Here is a 15,653-nt window from a genome sequence, read left to right on the forward strand (position 1 = left end):
AGGCACAAGGCCGTTGCTAGGCAGATGAAATACTTGCGAAAGGATTTGCGCATGGCCGCTGATGAGACCGCCTACATCCCACCGACCGAGGTGGATCTGAACCAGATCAAGCGGATCCTGCCGCATCGCTATCCCTTCCTTCTGGTCGACCGCGTGCGCGACATCGTGCCGGGCCAGTCCTGCGTGGGCGTCAAGAACGTCACCGCGAACGAGCCGCATTTCGAGGGCCATTTCCCGCAGGAACCCGTCATGCCGGGCGTGCTGATCATCGAGGCGATGGCCCAATCCGCCGCCGTCCTGGTCGGCGCGACGCTGGATCTGGCGGGCAAGGGCATGGGCACCTATTTCATGTCCATCGACAAATGCCGTTTCCGCGCCAAGGTCGTGCCGGGCGATGTGCTTGAACTGCACATGAAAACCCTGCGCGGCGGCGGCAAGATCTGGAAATTCGAGGGTCGCGCCATCGTTAACGGCACTCTCGCCGCCGAGGCCGAGGTGATGGCCATGCTGACCCGTGGCGAAAATGGCTGAGGCGATCATCCACCCCTCGGCGGTGGTCGATCCCGCCGCCAAGATCGGCGCGGGCTGCGAGATCGGCCCCTTCTGCGTCATCGGCCCCGAGGTCGAACTGGGCCGGGGGGTCGTGCTGCGCTCGCATGTCGTGGTGACGGGGCGGACGACCATCGGCGAAGAGACCACCGTCTTTCCCTTCGCCTCGCTTGGCGAGGTGCCGCAGGACCTGAAATTCCGCGGCGAGTCGACACGGCTTGAGATCGGCGCGCGCAACCGTATCCGCGAATATGTCACCATGAACCCCGGCACCGAAGGCGGCGGCGGGCTGACCCGCGTCGGCGACGAGGGGCTGTTCATGGCCGGCAGCCATGTCGCCCATGACTGCCGGATCGGCGACCGGGTGATCCTGGTCAACAATGCCTCGGTCGCGGGCCATTGCCATCTTGAGGACGACGTGATCGTCGGCGGGCTGTCGGGCGTGCATCAATTCGTGCGCATCGGGCGCGGTGCGATGATCGGCGCGGTCACGATGGTGACGGCGGATGTCATCCCCTTCGGCCTCGTGCAGGGGCCGCGCGGCCATCTGGACGGGCTGAACCTGGTCGGGCTGAAACGGCGCGGGGCCTCGCGCCACGAAATCCACGCGTTGCGCGACATGCTGGGCGCGCTCGGCAAGGGCAGTTTCCGCGACACCGCCCGCCACCTGAGCGCGACTGAGACCACGCCGATGGTGCGCGAGGTGCTGGACTTCATCCTCGGCCCCTCGGACCGCAGCTTCCTGGCGCCGCACCCATGAGCAGGATCGCCGTCATCGCGGGCGAGGGCCAGCTTGCCCCCGCCGTCGTCGGCGCGCTGGATGCGCCGCTGGTCTATGCGCTGGACGGGTTGGCCCCGGACGTCGCCGCCGAACCCTTCCGGCTGGAACGGCTGGTCCCCTTTCTGGACCAGCTTGCCGATAAGGGCGTCGAGCAGGTCGTCTTTGCCGGTGCCATCCGCCGCCCCCGGCTGGAGCCGGAACTGTTCGACCCCCGCACCATGCAACTGGTCCCCCGCATTGTCGCCGCGATGCAGACCGGCGACGATGCCGCGCTGCGCGAGGTGCTGGCGGTTTTCGAGGAATCCGGCCTGCGCGTCATGTCGGTCGATCAGGTCCTGCCCGAACTTGTCGCCGCCGAGGGTGTGCTGGCGGGCGAACCGACCGCCCACGACCGCGCCGATGCCGATGAGGCCGCGCGGCTGATGACCGAATTGGGGCGGCTGGACATCGGGCAGGGGCTGGTTGTGGCGCAGGGGCTGTGCATGGCCGTCGAATCCCTGCCGGGGACCGAGGCGATGCTGGCCTTCGTCGGCCAACACCGCGAGTTGCGCCCGAACCCCAAGGGGGCGAAGGGCGTTCTCTACAAGGCGCCGAAGCCCGGACAGGACCGCCGCATCGACCTGCCGACCGTCGGGCCGGACACGGTGCGGCAGGCCGCCGCCGCCGATCTGGCCGGGATCGCCTGGCAAGCGAGGGGCGTCATCATGCTCGACCGCGCGCGCATGGTGGCCGAGGCCGAGGAGGCGGGGCTGTTTCTCTGGGCGCGACCCTGACGCGGGCCGGCGCGAGGTAGGGCGATGCGATATTTCCTGATTGCGGGCGAGCCTTCGGGCGACCACCTTGGCGGGGCGCTGATGGCGGGTCTGCGCCAGCTTGACCCCGAGGCCGCCTTCGAGGGCGTCGGCGGCCCCGCGATGGCCGCGCATGGGCTGGAAAGCCGCTTCCCGATGGAAGAGCTTTCCGTCATGGGCATCATGGAGGTGCTGCCGAAATACCGCGCGCTCAAGGCCCGCATCGCGCAGACGGCGGCGGCGGTGGCCGGGATGAACCCCGATGTGCTGATCACCATCGACAGCCCCGATTTCTGCCTGCGCGTCGCCCGGCAGGCCCGCGCGCTGCGGCCCGATCTGCGCACGGTGCATTATGTCGCGCCCTCGGTCTGGGCATGGCGTGCCGGACGCGCCGCGAAGATGGCGCAGGTGATCGACCATGTGCTTGCGATCCTGCCCTTCGAGCCGCCCTTGATGCAGGCCGCCGGAATGACATGCGATTTCGTCGGTCACCCCGTCGTCAGCGCGCCGCTGGCCAGTCTGGCCGAGGCGCAGGATTTCCGCGCCCGCCACGCCATCGCGCCCGACCAGACGTTGCTTTTGTGCCTGCCCGGTTCGCGCCGGGGCGAGGTTGCCCGCCTGCTGCCCCGCTTTGGCGAGGCGCTGGCCCTGCTGGGCCACGACCATCCCGGCCTCGCCGTGGCGATTCCAACCGTTCCGGCGGTGGATCAGGCGGTGCGCGATGCGGTGCGGGACTGGCCGCGGCCGCCGGTCCTGGTCCGGACGGGCGACGACAAGCGCGCGGCATTCGCCGCCGCCGACCTGGCACTGGCCGCTTCGGGGACGGTCAGCCTTGAGCTGGCCGCCAACGACGTGCCGATGGTGATCGGCTATGACGCCGCGCCGCTGACGCGCTGGCTGGTCGGGATGATGCTGAAGATCGACACGGTGACGCTGGTCAACCTGATCAGCGAAACCCGCGCCGTGCCCGAATTCCTGGGCCGCGCGTGCCGCCCCGAGGGGATGGCCGCCGCGCTTTCGGCGCTGCTTGCCGATCCGGCGAAACGTCAGGCGCAGACTGATGCGATGCGCCTGACGATGGAGCGGCTGGGGCGCGGGGGCGAGGCGCCGGGCCTGCGCGCCGCGCGCTCGGTCATCGGGGCGGTCAGAGGGCTGCGGTGACGATGATCTCGACCCGGTAATCGGGGGTGGCCAGCGCCGATTCGCCTGCCGCGCGGGCGGGTGTGTGGCCGGGCGCGACCCAGGCATCCCAGACCGCGTTCATTTCCGCGAAATCAGCCATGTCGGCCAGCCAGACCTGCGCCGACAGGATGCGGGTCTTGTCGCTGCCGGCCTCGGCCAGAAGCGCGTCGATCTTGGCAAGGATCGCCTTGGTCTGCTCGGCGACCGAGGTGCCCGGCTCGCCGACCTGGCCGGCCAGATAGACGGTGCCGTTGTGAATGACGGCCTGGCTCATGCGGGGGCCGGTGCCGATGCGGGTGATCTGGGACATGCGGGTTCCTTTCAGTTGACGATCCGCCAGAAGAACAGGGCGGTCATGCCAAAGCCTACCGCCGCGATCAATGCGCGAAGCATCGCAATCGGGATATATCGCGCGATCGGTGCGCCAAGATAGCCGCCCAGGATGGTGCCCACCGCGACGATCAGGCAAGGCAGCCAGGCAACCTGTCCGCCCACCGCAAAGACCCCCGCCGCGATGATCGACAGCGCGAAGCTGAGCCAGCTTTTCAGCCCGTTCATCTGGTGCAGGTCGGTCATGCCCCACAGCGAAAACAGCGCCAGCAGGATGATCCCCAGCCCGCCGTTGAAATAACCGCCATAGACGGCAACCGGCAGCAGCGTGCCCGCGCCGAAGGGCAGGACCAGCCGGCTGTTACGCATGGCCCATGCCCGCAACGCGCTGCCACGCAGAAAGGCCAGCGTTGCGCCAAGCAGCAGGAAGGGGACGAGCAGCGAAAAGAAATCGTCAGACGAGACCAGCAGCAGGACCGCGCCCACCGCCCCGCCAAGCAGGGTCAGCAGGGTCAGGCGCAGCACCAGCGGGCCGTCGAATCGGGCCATCTCGCGGCGAAAGCCGAAGACGGCGGCCAGATAGCCCGGCAGCGCGGCGATGGTCGAGGTCGCATTCGCCGCCACCACCGGCACCCCCGTCGCGACCAGCGCGGGAAAGGTCAGGAAGGTCCCGCCACCGGCCACGGCATTCAGGACGCCGCCGAGAAAACCGGCGACCAGCAACAGGATCGTATCATGCATCTCGCACCCGCGAAGAACTTGGCGCGAGGCTTCGCACCCTGGAAGCCTGCTTGATGCCAGCGGCGGGCAGGAAGGGCAAGGTCATGGCAGATCCAGCAGGACGCGATAGAGAACCGCCTGCCCCGACAGTTTCAGCAGCCCGGTGCCGCCCGCGATATCCAGGCAGTCGCCGGGTCCAAGCGTTTCGGTCCCCCAGCTTGCACGGCCATGCGCGACCAGAACCAGTGCGCGCCCGGTCTGAAGCGGCAGGTCAAGCGGGCCGTCCAGCGTGTGCCGGGTGACTTGCGCACTGGCCGCGCCGCGCCGCGTCATCACGTTCAGGTCGGTGACCTTTCCGTCGATCAGCCGCGCCTTGGTCGGCTGGTCGCCGGGAAAGGCATATGGCGGGCTGGAGGCGTCCAGCCGGGTTTCGCTGCCCGCGACGTCCAGCACCATTCCCTTGCCCGTCAGGATGGACAGGTTGCGGTCGATGCCCGGAAAGACCGAGAACGGCCCATCCTCGGCCACCGTCGCGGTGCTGATGCGCCAGGTGAAATCGTCGGTGCCGGCGGCTTCGGGATGAATCGCGATCTCGACGGTTTCGCCCTTGCCGTTCTTCCAGCGCATCCGACGATGCCCCGCCGCCCTGAGGATATCGACCTGCATATGCGCCCCCTTTCGTTGACGGGACGATTGCGCAACGGCAGGCGTTTGGCAAGGCGGCGGGCCGGGATCAGCCGCTGCGATCGCCCGTTTCGCGATTCTGCCCGCCCGCGTTGGGTTCGTTGGTGCGCGGGGCCTTGTTGGGGTTATGGGGTTGCGGGGCGTTGTCCATCTTGGCCTTCTGCGCCTCTTCCTTGACGTCGAAGCGGGTGTTCTCGGCCTTGCCGTCCATGTCGCGCGTCTGGTTTTTCTGAGCCATTCCTGGTCCTCCTTTCGGGGACACAACCCGCAAGGGGGCGGATCGGTTCAGGGTCGGGGGGACAGTTCGTCGATCACGTTCTGCCACAGTTCGACCGGCTGCGCGCCGGAAATGGCATGCGCGTCGGCGACGATGAAGGTCGGGACGGCGGTGACGCCCCGCTGCCTTGCGTGGACCTCGCGACGAAGAACCTGGTCGCGATCGGCGTCGCTGGCCAGCAGGCGCAGGATCATGGCGCGGTCCATGCCGGCATCCGCGCCGATTTCGGCCAGGACCTGATGATCGCCGATATAGCGCCCCTCGCGCCAATGGGCGCGCATCAGGGCGGACATGACCGGGGTCTGGCAGCCCTCGACCCCGGCCCAAAGCATCAGCCGATGCGCGTCCATCGTGTTGGGCACCCGCTGGATCAGCGCGGGGTTGATCCACAGGCCAAGCCGCTCGGACGCCTCCATCACGGGTTTCATGGCGTCCAGAATGCCCTTTTCGCCGCCGAACTTGCCCTTCATGTAATCGACATGGCCGACGCCTTCGGCGGGCAGGCCGGGGTCCAGCCGATAGGGGTGCCATTCGATCGCGAAGGGATGGCCGGGGCGGCTTTCCAGCGCCCGGTCAAGCTGGGCCTTGCCGATCAGGCACCACGGACAGACCGGGTCGGCGAATATGTCGAGGCGAATGGGCTGCATGGGTCTTCCTTCCGGAATCTGGCCGGGTTTTGCCGTCCAAGGTGGCGGATCGCAAGGCGGCTACTGGCCCCCGCAACAGAAAACGGCCCGCTTCCGGGCCGCTTCGATCCTTGTCGCGACTGCGTGCCGTCCGGTCAGAGCAGTTGCAGGTCGCTTGCCGACGCACGTCCGTCGCGGCCCGATTGCAACTCGTAGCTGATCTTCTGGTTGTCGTTCAGGCCCGTCAGGCCAGCGCGCTCGACGGCCGAGATGTGGACGAACACATCCTTGCCGCCGTCATCGGGCGCGATGAAACCATAGCCTTTGGTGGCGTTGAACCATTTTACGGTGCCGGTAGCCATTACCGTCTCTCCTCAGATATTTCCCGAATGCGAAATTGCATCCGGGCCGTGCAGCTCCTTCCGAATTCCAGCCTGGCTGCCCGAGAGGGAAAGGCGGTAGAAAGTCACGCTCACGCTGCAAAGGATGCGCAATCTGACGAAAAAAACAAGTAGAATGCGCCGAAACCGATGTCGCGGCGCATTCGAGTTGGCGGATTCTGGCGGATCACCGCTGATCCGGGGGGATCGACTCGGCCCGGATCGCCGCGATTGCCTCGTCCAGGGCAAGTGATTCGCTACCCTGACGGTCGAGGCGACGGACGGAAACGCTGCGCCCCTCGACCTCTTTCATGCCGACGGCCATGATGACGGGCACCTTGGCCAGCGAATGCTCGCGCACCTTGTAATTGATCTTTTCGTTGCGCACGTCGGCCTCGGCCCGGATCCCGGCGGCTTGCAGGGCGGCCACGACCTCGTGGACGTAGTCGTCCGCGTCCGAGACGATCGAGGCGACGACCACCTGTCGCGGCGCCAGCCACAGCGGCAGCTTGCCCGCATGGCTTTCGATCAGGATGCCGATGAAACGCTCGAAACTGCCAAGGACGGCGCGGTGCAGCATGATCGGGCGGTGTTTCGCGCCGTCCTGACCGATATATTCGGCGTCCAGCCGTTCGGGCAGGTTGGGGTCCACCTGCAAGGTGCCGCATTGCCAGTCGCGGCCGATGGCGTCGGTCAGCACGAATTCCAGCTTGGGACCGTAGAATGCGCCTTCGCCTTCCTGCAATTCGAAGTCGTGGCCCGCCGCGCGGCAGGCATTGCCAAGCGATTCCTCGGCATGGTCCCAGCTTTCTTCGGATCCGATGCGCTTTTCGGGGCGCGTGGACAGCTTGATCTTCCAGCCGGTGAAGCCCAGGTCGGCGTAGATCGCGGCCAGGAATTCGATGAACTTCTTCGTTTCCGCCTCGATCTGGTCCTCGGTGCAGAAGATATGCGCATCGTCCTGCGTGAAGCCGCGCACCCGCATGATCCCGTGCAGCGCGCCCGACGGTTCATAGCGGTTGCACGACCCGAATTCGGCCATGCGCAAGGGCAGGTCACGATAGGATTTCAGCCCGACGTTGAAGACCTGCACATGGCAGGGGCAGTTCATGGGTTTCAGCGCGTTGACGGATTTTTCGCGGGCATGATCCTCGTCCACTTCGACGATGAACATGTTTTCCTGATAGTTTTCCCAATGACCCGAGGCTTCCCACAGCTTGCGGTTCACCACCTGCGGCGTGTTCACCTCGACATAGCCGCCGCGTCGTTGCTGGCGGCGCATGTAGTCTTGCAGCGTGGTGTAGATCGTCCAGCCGTTCGGATGCCAAAAGACCTGGCCGGGCGCTTCCTCCTGCATGTGGAACAGGTCCATCTCGCGGCCCAGCTTGCGGTGGTCGCGTTTCGCGGCCTCTTCCAGCATGGTCATATGGGCCTTGAGTTCGTCGCGGTTGCGGAAGGCCACGCCGTAGATGCGTTGCAGCATCGGGCGGCTGGAATCGCCCAGCCAATAGGCGCCCGCGACATGGGTCAGCTTGAAGGCGTCGGCAGGCAACTGGCCGGTATGCTGAAGATGCGGACCGCGGCAAAGATCCTGCCAGTCGCCGTGCCAATACATCCGCAGGTCCTGATCTTCGGGGATGCGATTGACCAGTTCGACCTTGAAGGGTTCGCCCCGCTCTTCGTAATAGGCCAGCGCGCGGGCGCGGTCCCAGACCTCGGTGCGGACGGGATCGCGGGCGGCGATGATCTGCTTCATCTTCGCCTCGACCCGGCCCAGATCCTCGGGCGTGAAGGGCTCGGCGCGGTCGAAGTCGTAGAACCAGCCGTGATCGCGCACCGGGCCGATGGTGACCTTCACGTCGGGCCAGATTTCCTGAACCGCGCGGGCCATGACATGGGCCAGGTCGTGGCGGATCAGTTCCAGCGCGGGGGCGGCATCCTTCGTCGTGTTGATGCGCAGCGCGCCCGAGCGGGTAATGGGCCATGCCAGGTCGAAATGCTGGCCGTCAAACTGCGCAGAAATCGCGGCCTTTGCCAGGCTGGGTGCGATGGATGCGGCCACTTCGCCAGCGGTGATCCCGGCGGGATAGTCGCGCGAATTGCCATCAGGAAATGTCAGGGAAATCTGGTCGGCCATTATCGGCTCCTCGTCGGTCTGGCGCCCACGGAACGCCCGGTTGCGGGTTATGCGCCCCCTCTGGACGCTTTGACCGGCCCTGTCAATCCGGGTTATCACCGCCGGGTTAACTGGGGGTGAATCCGATGACCGAATTTCTAGACACGCCGCAAGGCAGCCGCATCGCCTATGACCTGACAGCGGGGCAGGGGGTCGGCGTGGTCTTTCTGGGCGGGTTCCGGTCGGACATGCAGGGGACCAAGGCCGTCGCGCTGCAAGACTGGGCGCGGCGCGCGGGCCGGCCCTTCCTGCGCTTCGATTATTCGGGGCATGGCGAAAGTGGGGGCGCATTCCTGGAGGGCTGCATCGGCGACTGGCTGGCCGACGCCGAGGCCGCGATTTCCGCACTGACGACGGGGCCGCAGGTGCTGGTCGGTTCCTCGATGGGGGGCTGGATCTCGCTGCTGCTGGCGCGGCGGATGCCGCAGCGCGTCGCGGGGCTGGTGACCATCGCCGCCGCGCCGGATTTCACGGAAAACGGCTTTTGGGCAGGCTTTTCGGACGAACAGCGGCAGGCGCTGCTGGCCACGGGCCGGGTCGAACTGCCAAGCGATTACAGCGATGAACCCTATGTCATCACCCGCCGCCTGATCGAGGACGGGCGGCAGAACCTGATCTTCGACCGCCCCCTGCCGCTGCCCTTCCCGGCGCGCTTCCTGCAAGGCACGGCGGATGCCGACGTGCCGGTCGAATGGGCGATGCGGCTGCTGGATCACGCGCAGGGCGAAGATATGCGGCTGGTGCTGGTCAAGGGCGCCGATCATCGCTTTTCGACGCCGGAATGCCTGAACCTGATCTGTGCCAGCATCGAAGATGTGCTGACCGCCTGACCGGCAGCACGACGCCCGCGCCGGGGATGCCGGGCGGGCGTCGGTTTGTTGTCGGAGAAGGCGAAGCCGGATCAGACCGCGATGCGCGAACTGTCGGTCACATCGTCCTTGACGACGCGCAGGCTGGGTTCGTTATGACCCTTGCGGCGGCGGCGCTGCGGCTTTTCGCCCTGTGAATGTTCGTCCATGAAGTCCAGCACCAGCGGGCGGATGTTCAGGCGCCAGCTCTTGCCTGCGAAGATGCCGTAGTGACCGGCGCCGGGCTCAAGATGCTGCTGCTTCTTGGCCGCGGGCAGGTTGCTGCACAGGTCCAGCGCCGCGACGCATTGGCCGGGGGCCGAGATGTCGTCGTTGGCGCCTTCGACCGTCATCACGGCGACATCGGTGATCTTGCCGATATCGACCGGCTTGCCATCGACGGTAAAGCGGTTCTGCGCGATCTCCAGCCCCTTGAAGATGCGTTCGACCGTGGAAAGATAGAACTCGGCGGTCATGTCCATCACCGCCAGGTATTCGTCATAGAACTTGTTGTGCTTGTCGTCCTCGGACCCTTCGCCGCGGGCCTCGGCAAAGATCTTGTTGACGAAGGCGCGGGCATGGGTGTCGGCGTTCATCGCGATGAACGAACCAAGCTGCGCAAGCCCCGGATAGACCAGCCGCCCGGCGCCGCGATACTTGAAGCCGACGGCCTGGATCATCAGATGCTCGATCTGGCCCATGGTCAGGCGGTTGCCGAAATCGGTCACCTCGGTCGCGGCGGCGTCGGGGTCGATCGGGCCGCCGATCAGGATAAGGGATCGCGGCTGCGCCTTGGGGTCCTGCTCGGCCAGGATGGCGGTGGCGGCCAGCGCCAGGGGCGCGGGCTGGCAGATCGCCATGACATGGGTGTCGGGTCCCAGGTGGCGGATGAAATCGACCAGGTATTTCGTATAGTCCTCGATGTCGAACTTGCCCGCGCTGACGGGAATGTCGCGCGCATTGTGCCAGTCGGTGACATAGACGTCGCAATCGGGCAGCAGGGACGCGACGGTCGAACGCGCCAGCGTCGCGTAATGGCCCGACATCGGCGCCACGACCAGGACCTTGCGCGGCATCGGGTCGCGGCGGGCGACGCTGAAGCGGATCAGGTCGCCGAAGGGACGCGACAGTTCCTTTTCGATATAGATGATGTGGTCCTGCCCGTCCTCGCCGATCAGGGCGGGAATGTTCCAGTCGGGCTTGATGACCATGCGGGCAAAGCTGCGCTCGGTCACGCGGCCCCAGGCGGACATCATCTTGAAGAACGGATGCGGAATCATCGCAAAGGCCGGATATGAGGCAAGCGCCCGCGCGCTGGCGCCCATCCATTCGTTCGAGTTCCGCACGGTTTCCATCGCATCGTAATTCAGGATGCCCTTCATTCCGATCGTGCCCTTCAGGCTGTCATAAATCATGATCGTTACTTTCCTGGCTGAATGCGCGGCCTTGGGTGTCCTGCGGCTTTACCTGTAGTCAATGCTCGGCATAATGAAGGTATGATTAGGGAGGTAGTTAAACCATGACAGGCTCGCGCGACAAGACGACTTTGCCCCCCGAACCGGCTGAGGGGAATGAAAATTCCCCTGATCGCGACGAGACGGCAACAGTTCCGGCCGGTGGCCGGGCAAGGGGCGGAGGGGTGAAAAAAACCGCCGCCAAGCCTGCGGCACGGCGTCGCAGCAAGGCCGATGTCGTTGCAGAGGCTGAAAAAACCCCGTCCGAGGGCGCAGCGCGTGGCGGGCACCGCAAAAGCGCCGCGAAAACGACCGGAACCGCGCGTGGCAAGGATGCCACGGTCCCGGAAGTGACCTTGGGTCACAAAAAGGTGGAATCCGCGCCTCGGACCGCGAAAACGGTCCCCAAGGACGAGAGCGCGGGCCGCATCGCGGCATCTCGGGCGCGGGCGGGCGGGCGCAAGGCGAATCGCAGCGACAAGCGCACGGCCCCGCGCAAGAAGCCTGCCGCCAAGCCCGTGTCGGCCCCGCCCGTCCAGGCCGCGAAACCGAAACCGGCTGCCGCACCGGACACGGCTTCGGCCCCCGTGCCGCCCCCCGCAGCGGCCCCCCCAGCGGCCCCCATGACCACGACCACCGCCGCCTATCTGGAAGCCGCCTTCGGTCCCCAAAGCAAGGTCCCCGAACAGCTTCTGGGCAATATCGAGCGGATCGAGGGCCTGACCCAGCGCCTGCTGCGCGTCCTGTCCCAGCCCCGGACGCAGAACCCCGCGGTCGAGGCGCCCGGTCCCGAATTCTTCACCGATACGACCGCCGCGTGGCTTCGGCTGATGGCCGAACAGCCCGCCCGCATCATCGGCCAGCAGGTCAGCTATTGGGGCGAAACCCTGCGCCATGTCGCCCAGGCGCAGGCGGCGCTGACGCGCGGCACGCTGATCGCGCCCGAGAGCGGCGATGCGCCGCCTTCGTCCGACCGCCGCTTCGCCAATCCGCTGTGGGACCGGCACCCGTTCTTCAACTTCGTCCGACGCCAGTACGAAATCAACGCCAAGGCCCTGCAACAGGCCGCCGACGACCTTCAGGTCGAGGACGACATCCAGCGCCAGCGGATCGACTGGTTCACCCGCCAGATCATCGACATGATGGCGCCGACGAACTTCCTTGCGACGAACCCCGACGCGCTGGAACGCGCCATCGCGACCGAGGGCGAAAGCCTGGTGCGTGGCCTCGAAAACCTTGTCCGCGACGTCGAGGCGCATGGCGGGCAGCTTGTCGTCTCGCTTGCCGACCGCGAGGCCTTCCGCGTGGGCGAGAACATCGCCACCACTCCGGGCACCGTCGTCGCCCGCACCCCGCTTTACGAGCTGATCCAATACAAGCCCACCACCGAAAAGGTCCACGCCCTGCCGGTGGTGATCTTTCCGCCTTGGATCAACAAGTTCTACATCATGGACCTCAAGCCGAAAAACAGCCTGATCAAGTGGATCGTCGATCAGGGCTTCACGCTGTTCGTGGTCGCATGGAAGAATCCCGACGCCGGACATGCCGGGATCGGGATGGACGATTACGTCTCGGCCTATCTGGACGTGACGGACAGGGCGCGCGAACTGACCGGGCAGGACCGGCTGAACGCCGTGGGCTACTGCATCGCGGGCACCACGCTGGCCCTGACGCTGGCCCTGCTGAAAAAGCGGGGCGATGCGCGCGCCAACTCGGCCACCTTCTTCACCACGCTGACCGATTTCGAGGATCAGGGCGAATTCACGGCCTATCTCCAGGACGATTTCGTTTCCGGCATCGAGGAAGTCGTGCGCCAGGACGGCATCCTCTCGGCGGCGCTGATGCAGCGGACCTTCAGCTTCCTGCGTGCCAATGACCTGGTCTGGGGACCGGCGATCCGCAACTACATGCTGGGCGAATCGCCGCCCGCCTTCGACCTGCTGTTCTGGAACGGCGACGGCACCAACCTGCCGGGCCGGATGGCGGTCGAATACCTGCGCGGGCTTTGCCAGGCGAATGCCTTTGCGCGGGACGGCTTCACCGTGCATGGCGAGACCCTGCGCCTGTCGGATGTCACCGTGCCCCTTTGCGCGGTGGCCTGCGAAACCGACCACATCGCACCGTGGAAGGACAGTTGGCGCGGCATTGCGCGGATGGGTTCGTCCGAACGCCGGTTCATCCTGTCGCAATCGGGCCATATCGCGGGAATCATCAACCCGCCCAGCAAGAAGAAATACGGGCATTATACCTCGGACGGGGAATTCCGGGGCAGTCCCGAAGACTGGCAGGCAGGCGCGCAGTTCCACGAAGGCAGTTGGTGGCAACGCTGGACCGATTGGCTTGCCGAACGCTCGGGCGGGCAGGTCGCGGCGCGCGATCCGGGCGAGGGGCTGGGTCCCGCACCGGGCGAATATGTTCACCAGCGCGCCTGAAGCCGCCGCCCTGGGGCGGGGAATCGCCCGCCAGGCAAGAAATGCTGCGATGCAGAAAAATAATTCTTGAAATGCTGCGATGCAGAAACTATAACTGTGAGCAGAAGGAAAAAACCACATCGCGCGGTCGTCGAACCGACCGCCACAGACGGAGAAGCAAAATGGCCAATACCCCCGATTTCACCAAGGCGTTCCAGGACATGATGGGCAAGTTCCCGGTCGACACCTCGTCCTTCCAGGAAGCCTTCCGCACCCAGTCGGCCCTGAACGAGCGCCTGACCCGCATCTCGCTGCAAGCAGCCGAGCGTTCGGCCGAGATCTCGGCCCAGTGGACGAAAGACACCATCGCACGCTTCGGCGAACTGACCGCCAGCAAGGAAGAGCCGGCAGAATACGCCAAGGCCGTCAGCGATTTCGCCTCGGCTGCCGCCGAAGCCGCTGCCGAGCATATGGCCGCCTATGCCGAAGTCGCCAAGCAGGTCCAGATGGACACCGTCGACCTGATGCTGACCGCTGGCAAGGACCTGGCTGCCGACGCTCAGAAAGTGGCTGAAAAGGCGACCCGCGAAACGCAGGCTGCCGTCAAGAAAGCCGCTCCGAAGGCCTGATCCTTCGGGACATGTTCTGCAAGAAGGGGTGCTTCGGCGCCCCTTTTTCCATGTCTGGCCGCTGCAAGGCGGCAGGGCGCGGTTTATTTTCTTTGCAATTTGTCCGGCGTTTTCTCATCATGGCCGAAATGCCACGTTGGGAGAGCCTATGACCGAGGCCGACAAATCCTCGCCGCTGCTGATCAAGCGATATGCCAGCCGGCGGCTCTACAACACCGAAACCAGCGATTACGTCACGCTTGAAGACGTCGCTGCGATCATCCGCGCGGGACGGCAGGTCAAGATCGTCGATCTCAAGTCCGGCGACGACCTGACCCGGCAATACCTGTTGCAGATCATCGCCGAACACGAAAGCCGGGGCGAAAACGTCCTGCCGATGGATGTGCTGACCGACCTGGTGCGCAGCTACACCAGCCAGGCGCAATCGGTGGTGCCGCAATTCCTGGCCGCCAGCTTCCAGATCCTGCGCGAAAGCCAGTCGCAACTGCTTGAGAACCTCAAGTTCCCGGCCCCCTTTCCCACCCCGATCAGCCCGTTCGAGGCCATGAAGCGCCAGCAGGAACTGTTCATCAAGGCCATGACCAAGGGCTGGGAAGGCGCCGGCAGCAGCGGCCCCGCCCCCGAGGACGATACCGGCGCCCCCGACGGCGAGGCGCCCGCCAAGGGCGAGGACATGGCCGAGATCCGCAAGCAACTGGCCGAGCTGCAAAAGCGGATTTCCAAGCTCTGACCTCCTTGCCGTCTTGCACCCGCCGCCGCACCGCGCTAGACGGTCTGCAACGGAGCGGTGGCCGAGTGGTCGAAGGCGCACGCCTGGAAAGTGTGTAGGCGGGGAACCGTCTCGAGGGTTCGAATCCCTCTCGCTCCGCCACCTTGGTATAAAACCGGGAACGCCGATTCCCGCCGATTTCCCTCCCTTTGCGGCGATCAGCGCCTTCAACAGCGTGTTTTTGCTGCCGTTGATATAGATCGCGTCGTCCGCGACCTCGACATGCTGGGCGAAAGCCCGGACGTGATCCCGCCGATAGCCGCCCTTTTCGAGCCGAAGCCCGGTGCGTGCCTCGCTCGCCAGTTCCCGCACGGCCGCCCCTGTGAGGCTCTTATGGGTCGAGTTTTTCAGCATGGCTTCGGTCCTTACGGCGTCGGCCCGTGCCTGATCCCGTATCGCCGTAAGGCCCGCGATGCGTTCGCCGAGGGCGGATTCGGCCGGGTCGAGCGAACCGGCCTCGATAGCGTCATAGAGCCGCTTGAGGCGCATGTCGGCCTCGGCCGCGCGCTGGTTTAATTCGGCGATATGCTGGCCGCGCCGCTCGACGCTCTCCTGCCGGCGATCCAGAAGCGAGGCGAGCACGTCTTCGATCCGCTCGGGGTCCAGCAGCCTTTCCTCGATGTGGTTGACCACGATGCGGTCGAGCTTGTCCATGGGGATCGCGCGGCCCTTGCAGCCGGTTTCGCCCTGCCTTGCCCGAATCGAGCAGGCATAATAGCGGTAGCGGCCGTTCTTGCCGGTGCGGAGCGTCATGGCTCCACCACAATTGCCGCAATAGCAAATGCCGGTCAGCAGGTTCGGGCCGCTGACCACGCGCGGCGGCGTCACCTTCGGATTATTGACCTGCAACCGCTTCTGCACCGCCTCGAATATCTCAAGGTCGATCAGTGGCGGCACCGCGACGGTGACGACTTCTTCCTCCGGCTTCACCTCGCCTTTCTTGGACCGGCGATTGAACCGATGTTCGCCGATGTAGGTGCGGCGGGTCAGCACGCGGTGAAGCTGGCCGATGCCCCAACGTCCGCCGCTGCGGGTGAACATGCGGT

General features: G+C 65.8%; 17 protein-coding genes, 1 tRNA gene and 1 pseudogene. 10 read left to right on the top strand and 9 right to left on the bottom strand.

What is annotated here, in order from left to right; translation table 11 throughout:
• Positions 1 to 51: 51 nt before the first annotated feature.
• The 4 genes from fabZ to lpxB are packed head-to-tail and all read left to right on the top strand — an operon-like array spanning position 52 to position 3,282.
• Positions 52 to 531 (top strand): 3-hydroxyacyl-ACP dehydratase FabZ, encoded by a 480-nt coding sequence (gene fabZ / locus Q0O97_RS12615; protein ID WP_294929717.1) that lies wholly within the window; start codon positions 52 to 54, stop codon positions 529 to 531.
• Positions 524 to 1,309, top strand: a complete 786-nt coding sequence (lpxA, locus tag Q0O97_RS12620; RefSeq protein WP_294929745.1) for an acyl-ACP--UDP-N-acetylglucosamine O-acyltransferase — start codon at positions 524 to 526, stop codon at positions 1,307 to 1,309. Before fabZ ends, lpxA begins: the two co-directional genes overlap by 8 nt.
• Positions 1,306 to 2,103, top strand: a complete 798-nt coding sequence (gene lpxI / locus Q0O97_RS12625) for a UDP-2,3-diacylglucosamine diphosphatase LpxI (RefSeq protein ID WP_294929723.1) — start codon at positions 1,306 to 1,308, stop codon at positions 2,101 to 2,103. Before lpxA ends, lpxI begins: the two co-directional genes overlap by 4 nt.
• 24 nt (positions 2,104 to 2,127) lie before the next feature.
• On the top strand, positions 2,128 to 3,282 hold the full coding sequence (lpxB, locus tag Q0O97_RS12630; protein ID WP_294929728.1) for a lipid-A-disaccharide synthase: 1,155 nt from the start codon (positions 2,128 to 2,130) through the stop codon (positions 3,280 to 3,282).
• Here lpxB and Q0O97_RS12635 read toward each other — a convergent pair.
• The 7 genes from Q0O97_RS12635 to thrS all read right to left on the bottom strand — a co-directional run bounded on the left by Q0O97_RS12635 (position 3,266) and on the right by thrS (position 8,457).
• On the bottom strand, positions 3,266 to 3,613 hold the full coding sequence (locus Q0O97_RS12635; RefSeq protein ID WP_294929729.1) for a RidA family protein: 348 nt from the start codon (positions 3,611 to 3,613) through the stop codon (positions 3,266 to 3,268). The two genes, lpxB and Q0O97_RS12635, sit on opposite strands and share 17 nt — an antisense overlap.
• A gap of 11 nt (positions 3,614 to 3,624) precedes the next feature.
• A complete protein-coding gene (locus Q0O97_RS12640) occupies positions 3,625 to 4,374 on the bottom strand; it encodes a sulfite exporter TauE/SafE family protein (protein WP_294929730.1) in 750 nt (249 codons plus the stop codon).
• Positions 4,375 to 4,455: 81 nt separating this feature from the next.
• Complete coding sequence (locus Q0O97_RS12645) at positions 4,456 to 5,019, bottom strand: HutD family protein (protein ID WP_294929731.1); 564 nt, start codon at positions 5,017 to 5,019, stop codon at positions 4,456 to 4,458.
• A 67-nt stretch (positions 5,020 to 5,086) separates the two neighbouring features.
• On the bottom strand, positions 5,087 to 5,275 hold the full coding sequence (locus Q0O97_RS12650; protein ID WP_294929732.1) for a hypothetical protein: 189 nt from the start codon (positions 5,273 to 5,275) through the stop codon (positions 5,087 to 5,089).
• Positions 5,276 to 5,322: 47 nt separating this feature from the next.
• On the bottom strand, positions 5,323 to 5,961 hold the full coding sequence (locus Q0O97_RS12655; protein WP_294929733.1) for a DsbA family oxidoreductase: 639 nt from the start codon (positions 5,959 to 5,961) through the stop codon (positions 5,323 to 5,325).
• 134 nt (positions 5,962 to 6,095) lie between these two features.
• Entirely contained in the window at positions 6,096 to 6,302 is a 207-nt protein-coding gene (locus tag Q0O97_RS12660) for a cold-shock protein (protein WP_294929734.1), read from the bottom strand.
• 205 nt (positions 6,303 to 6,507) lie between these two features.
• Positions 6,508 to 8,457: a threonine--tRNA ligase gene (gene thrS, locus Q0O97_RS12665; RefSeq protein ID WP_294929735.1), complete on the bottom strand. Its 1,950-nt coding sequence runs from the start codon at positions 8,455 to 8,457 to the stop codon at positions 6,508 to 6,510.
• A gap of 125 nt (positions 8,458 to 8,582) precedes the next feature.
• On the opposite strand from thrS, the gene Q0O97_RS12670 reads away from it, so the two are divergent.
• A complete protein-coding gene (locus tag Q0O97_RS12670; RefSeq protein ID WP_294929736.1) occupies positions 8,583 to 9,326 on the top strand; it encodes an alpha/beta hydrolase in 744 nt (247 codons plus the stop codon).
• Positions 9,327 to 9,397: 71 nt separating this feature from the next.
• Here Q0O97_RS12670 and phaZ read toward each other — a convergent pair whose 3' ends face one another.
• Positions 9,398 to 10,726 (bottom strand): polyhydroxyalkanoate depolymerase, encoded by a 1,329-nt coding sequence (phaZ, locus tag Q0O97_RS12675; protein ID WP_294929748.1) that lies wholly within the window; start codon positions 10,724 to 10,726, stop codon positions 9,398 to 9,400.
• 695 nt (positions 10,727 to 11,421) lie between these two features.
• Here phaZ and phaC point away from each other — a divergent pair.
• The 5 genes from phaC to Q0O97_RS12700 all read left to right on the top strand — a co-directional run bounded on the left by phaC (position 11,422) and on the right by Q0O97_RS12700 (position 15,123).
• A complete protein-coding gene (phaC, locus tag Q0O97_RS12680) occupies positions 11,422 to 13,230 on the top strand; it encodes a class I poly(R)-hydroxyalkanoic acid synthase (RefSeq protein WP_294929737.1) in 1,809 nt (602 codons plus the stop codon).
• 161 nt (positions 13,231 to 13,391) lie between these two features.
• Positions 13,392 to 13,838: a Phasin gene (locus Q0O97_RS12685; RefSeq protein ID WP_294929738.1), complete on the top strand. Its 447-nt coding sequence runs from the start codon at positions 13,392 to 13,394 to the stop codon at positions 13,836 to 13,838.
• 148 nt (positions 13,839 to 13,986) lie between these two features.
• Entirely contained in the window at positions 13,987 to 14,568 is a 582-nt protein-coding gene (phaR, locus tag Q0O97_RS12690) for a polyhydroxyalkanoate synthesis repressor PhaR (protein ID WP_294929739.1), read from the top strand.
• A 51-nt stretch (positions 14,569 to 14,619) separates the two neighbouring features.
• Positions 14,620 to 14,709 (top strand) — tRNA-Ser (locus Q0O97_RS12695).
• Between the two features lie 120 nt (positions 14,710 to 14,829).
• Positions 14,830 to 15,123 (top strand): hypothetical protein, encoded by a 294-nt coding sequence (locus tag Q0O97_RS12700; protein ID WP_294929741.1) that lies wholly within the window; start codon positions 14,830 to 14,832, stop codon positions 15,121 to 15,123.
• A 162-nt stretch (positions 15,124 to 15,285) separates the two neighbouring features.
• Here Q0O97_RS12700 and Q0O97_RS12705 read toward each other — a convergent pair.
• A pseudogene (locus tag Q0O97_RS12705) lies at positions 15,286 to 15,648 on the bottom strand (recombinase family protein); the annotation flags it as partial.
• Between the last annotated feature and the right edge of the window lie 5 nt (positions 15,649 to 15,653).

It is taken from the genome of uncultured Paracoccus sp. (assembly GCF_945915435.1).
In the GTDB taxonomy this organism is placed as follows: Bacteria; Pseudomonadota; Alphaproteobacteria; order Rhodobacterales; family Rhodobacteraceae; genus Paracoccus.

Bases quoted from the DNA above. Each gene is read 5' to 3' on its own strand.
- lpxB (WP_294929728.1), top strand. From the start codon at position 2,128: ATGCGATATTTCCTGATTGCGGGCGAGCCTTCGGGCGACCACCTTGGC.
- Q0O97_RS12670 (WP_294929736.1), top strand. From the start codon at position 8,583: ATGACCGAATTTCTAGACACGCCGCAAGGCAGCCGCATCGCCTATGAC.
- Q0O97_RS12650 (WP_294929732.1), bottom strand. From the start codon at position 5,275: ATGGCTCAGAAAAACCAGACGCGCGACATGGACGGCAAGGCCGAGAAC.
- Q0O97_RS12660 (WP_294929734.1), bottom strand. From the start codon at position 6,302: ATGGCTACCGGCACCGTAAAATGGTTCAACGCCACCAAAGGCTATGGT.
- Q0O97_RS12635 (WP_294929729.1), bottom strand. From the start codon at position 3,613: ATGTCCCAGATCACCCGCATCGGCACCGGCCCCCGCATGAGCCAGGCC.
- phaC (WP_294929737.1), top strand. From the start codon at position 11,422: ATGACCACGACCACCGCCGCCTATCTGGAAGCCGCCTTCGGTCCCCAA.
- Q0O97_RS12685 (WP_294929738.1), top strand. From the start codon at position 13,392: ATGGCCAATACCCCCGATTTCACCAAGGCGTTCCAGGACATGATGGGC.
- lpxI (WP_294929723.1), top strand. From the start codon at position 1,306: ATGAGCAGGATCGCCGTCATCGCGGGCGAGGGCCAGCTTGCCCCCGCC.
- fabZ (WP_294929717.1), top strand. From the start codon at position 52: ATGGCCGCTGATGAGACCGCCTACATCCCACCGACCGAGGTGGATCTG.
- thrS (WP_294929735.1), bottom strand. From the start codon at position 8,457: ATGGCCGACCAGATTTCCCTGACATTTCCTGATGGCAATTCGCGCGAC.
- Q0O97_RS12645 (WP_294929731.1), bottom strand. From the start codon at position 5,019: ATGCAGGTCGATATCCTCAGGGCGGCGGGGCATCGTCGGATGCGCTGG.
- Q0O97_RS12655 (WP_294929733.1), bottom strand. From the start codon at position 5,961: ATGCAGCCCATTCGCCTCGACATATTCGCCGACCCGGTCTGTCCGTGG.
- Q0O97_RS12700 (WP_294929741.1), top strand. From the start codon at position 14,830: ATGCTGGGCGAAAGCCCGGACGTGATCCCGCCGATAGCCGCCCTTTTC.
- Q0O97_RS12640 (WP_294929730.1), bottom strand. From the start codon at position 4,374: ATGCATGATACGATCCTGTTGCTGGTCGCCGGTTTTCTCGGCGGCGTC.
- phaZ (WP_294929748.1), bottom strand. From the start codon at position 10,726: ATGAAGGGCATCCTGAATTACGATGCGATGGAAACCGTGCGGAACTCG.
- phaR (WP_294929739.1), top strand. From the start codon at position 13,987: ATGACCGAGGCCGACAAATCCTCGCCGCTGCTGATCAAGCGATATGCC.
- lpxA (WP_294929745.1), top strand. From the start codon at position 524: ATGGCTGAGGCGATCATCCACCCCTCGGCGGTGGTCGATCCCGCCGCC.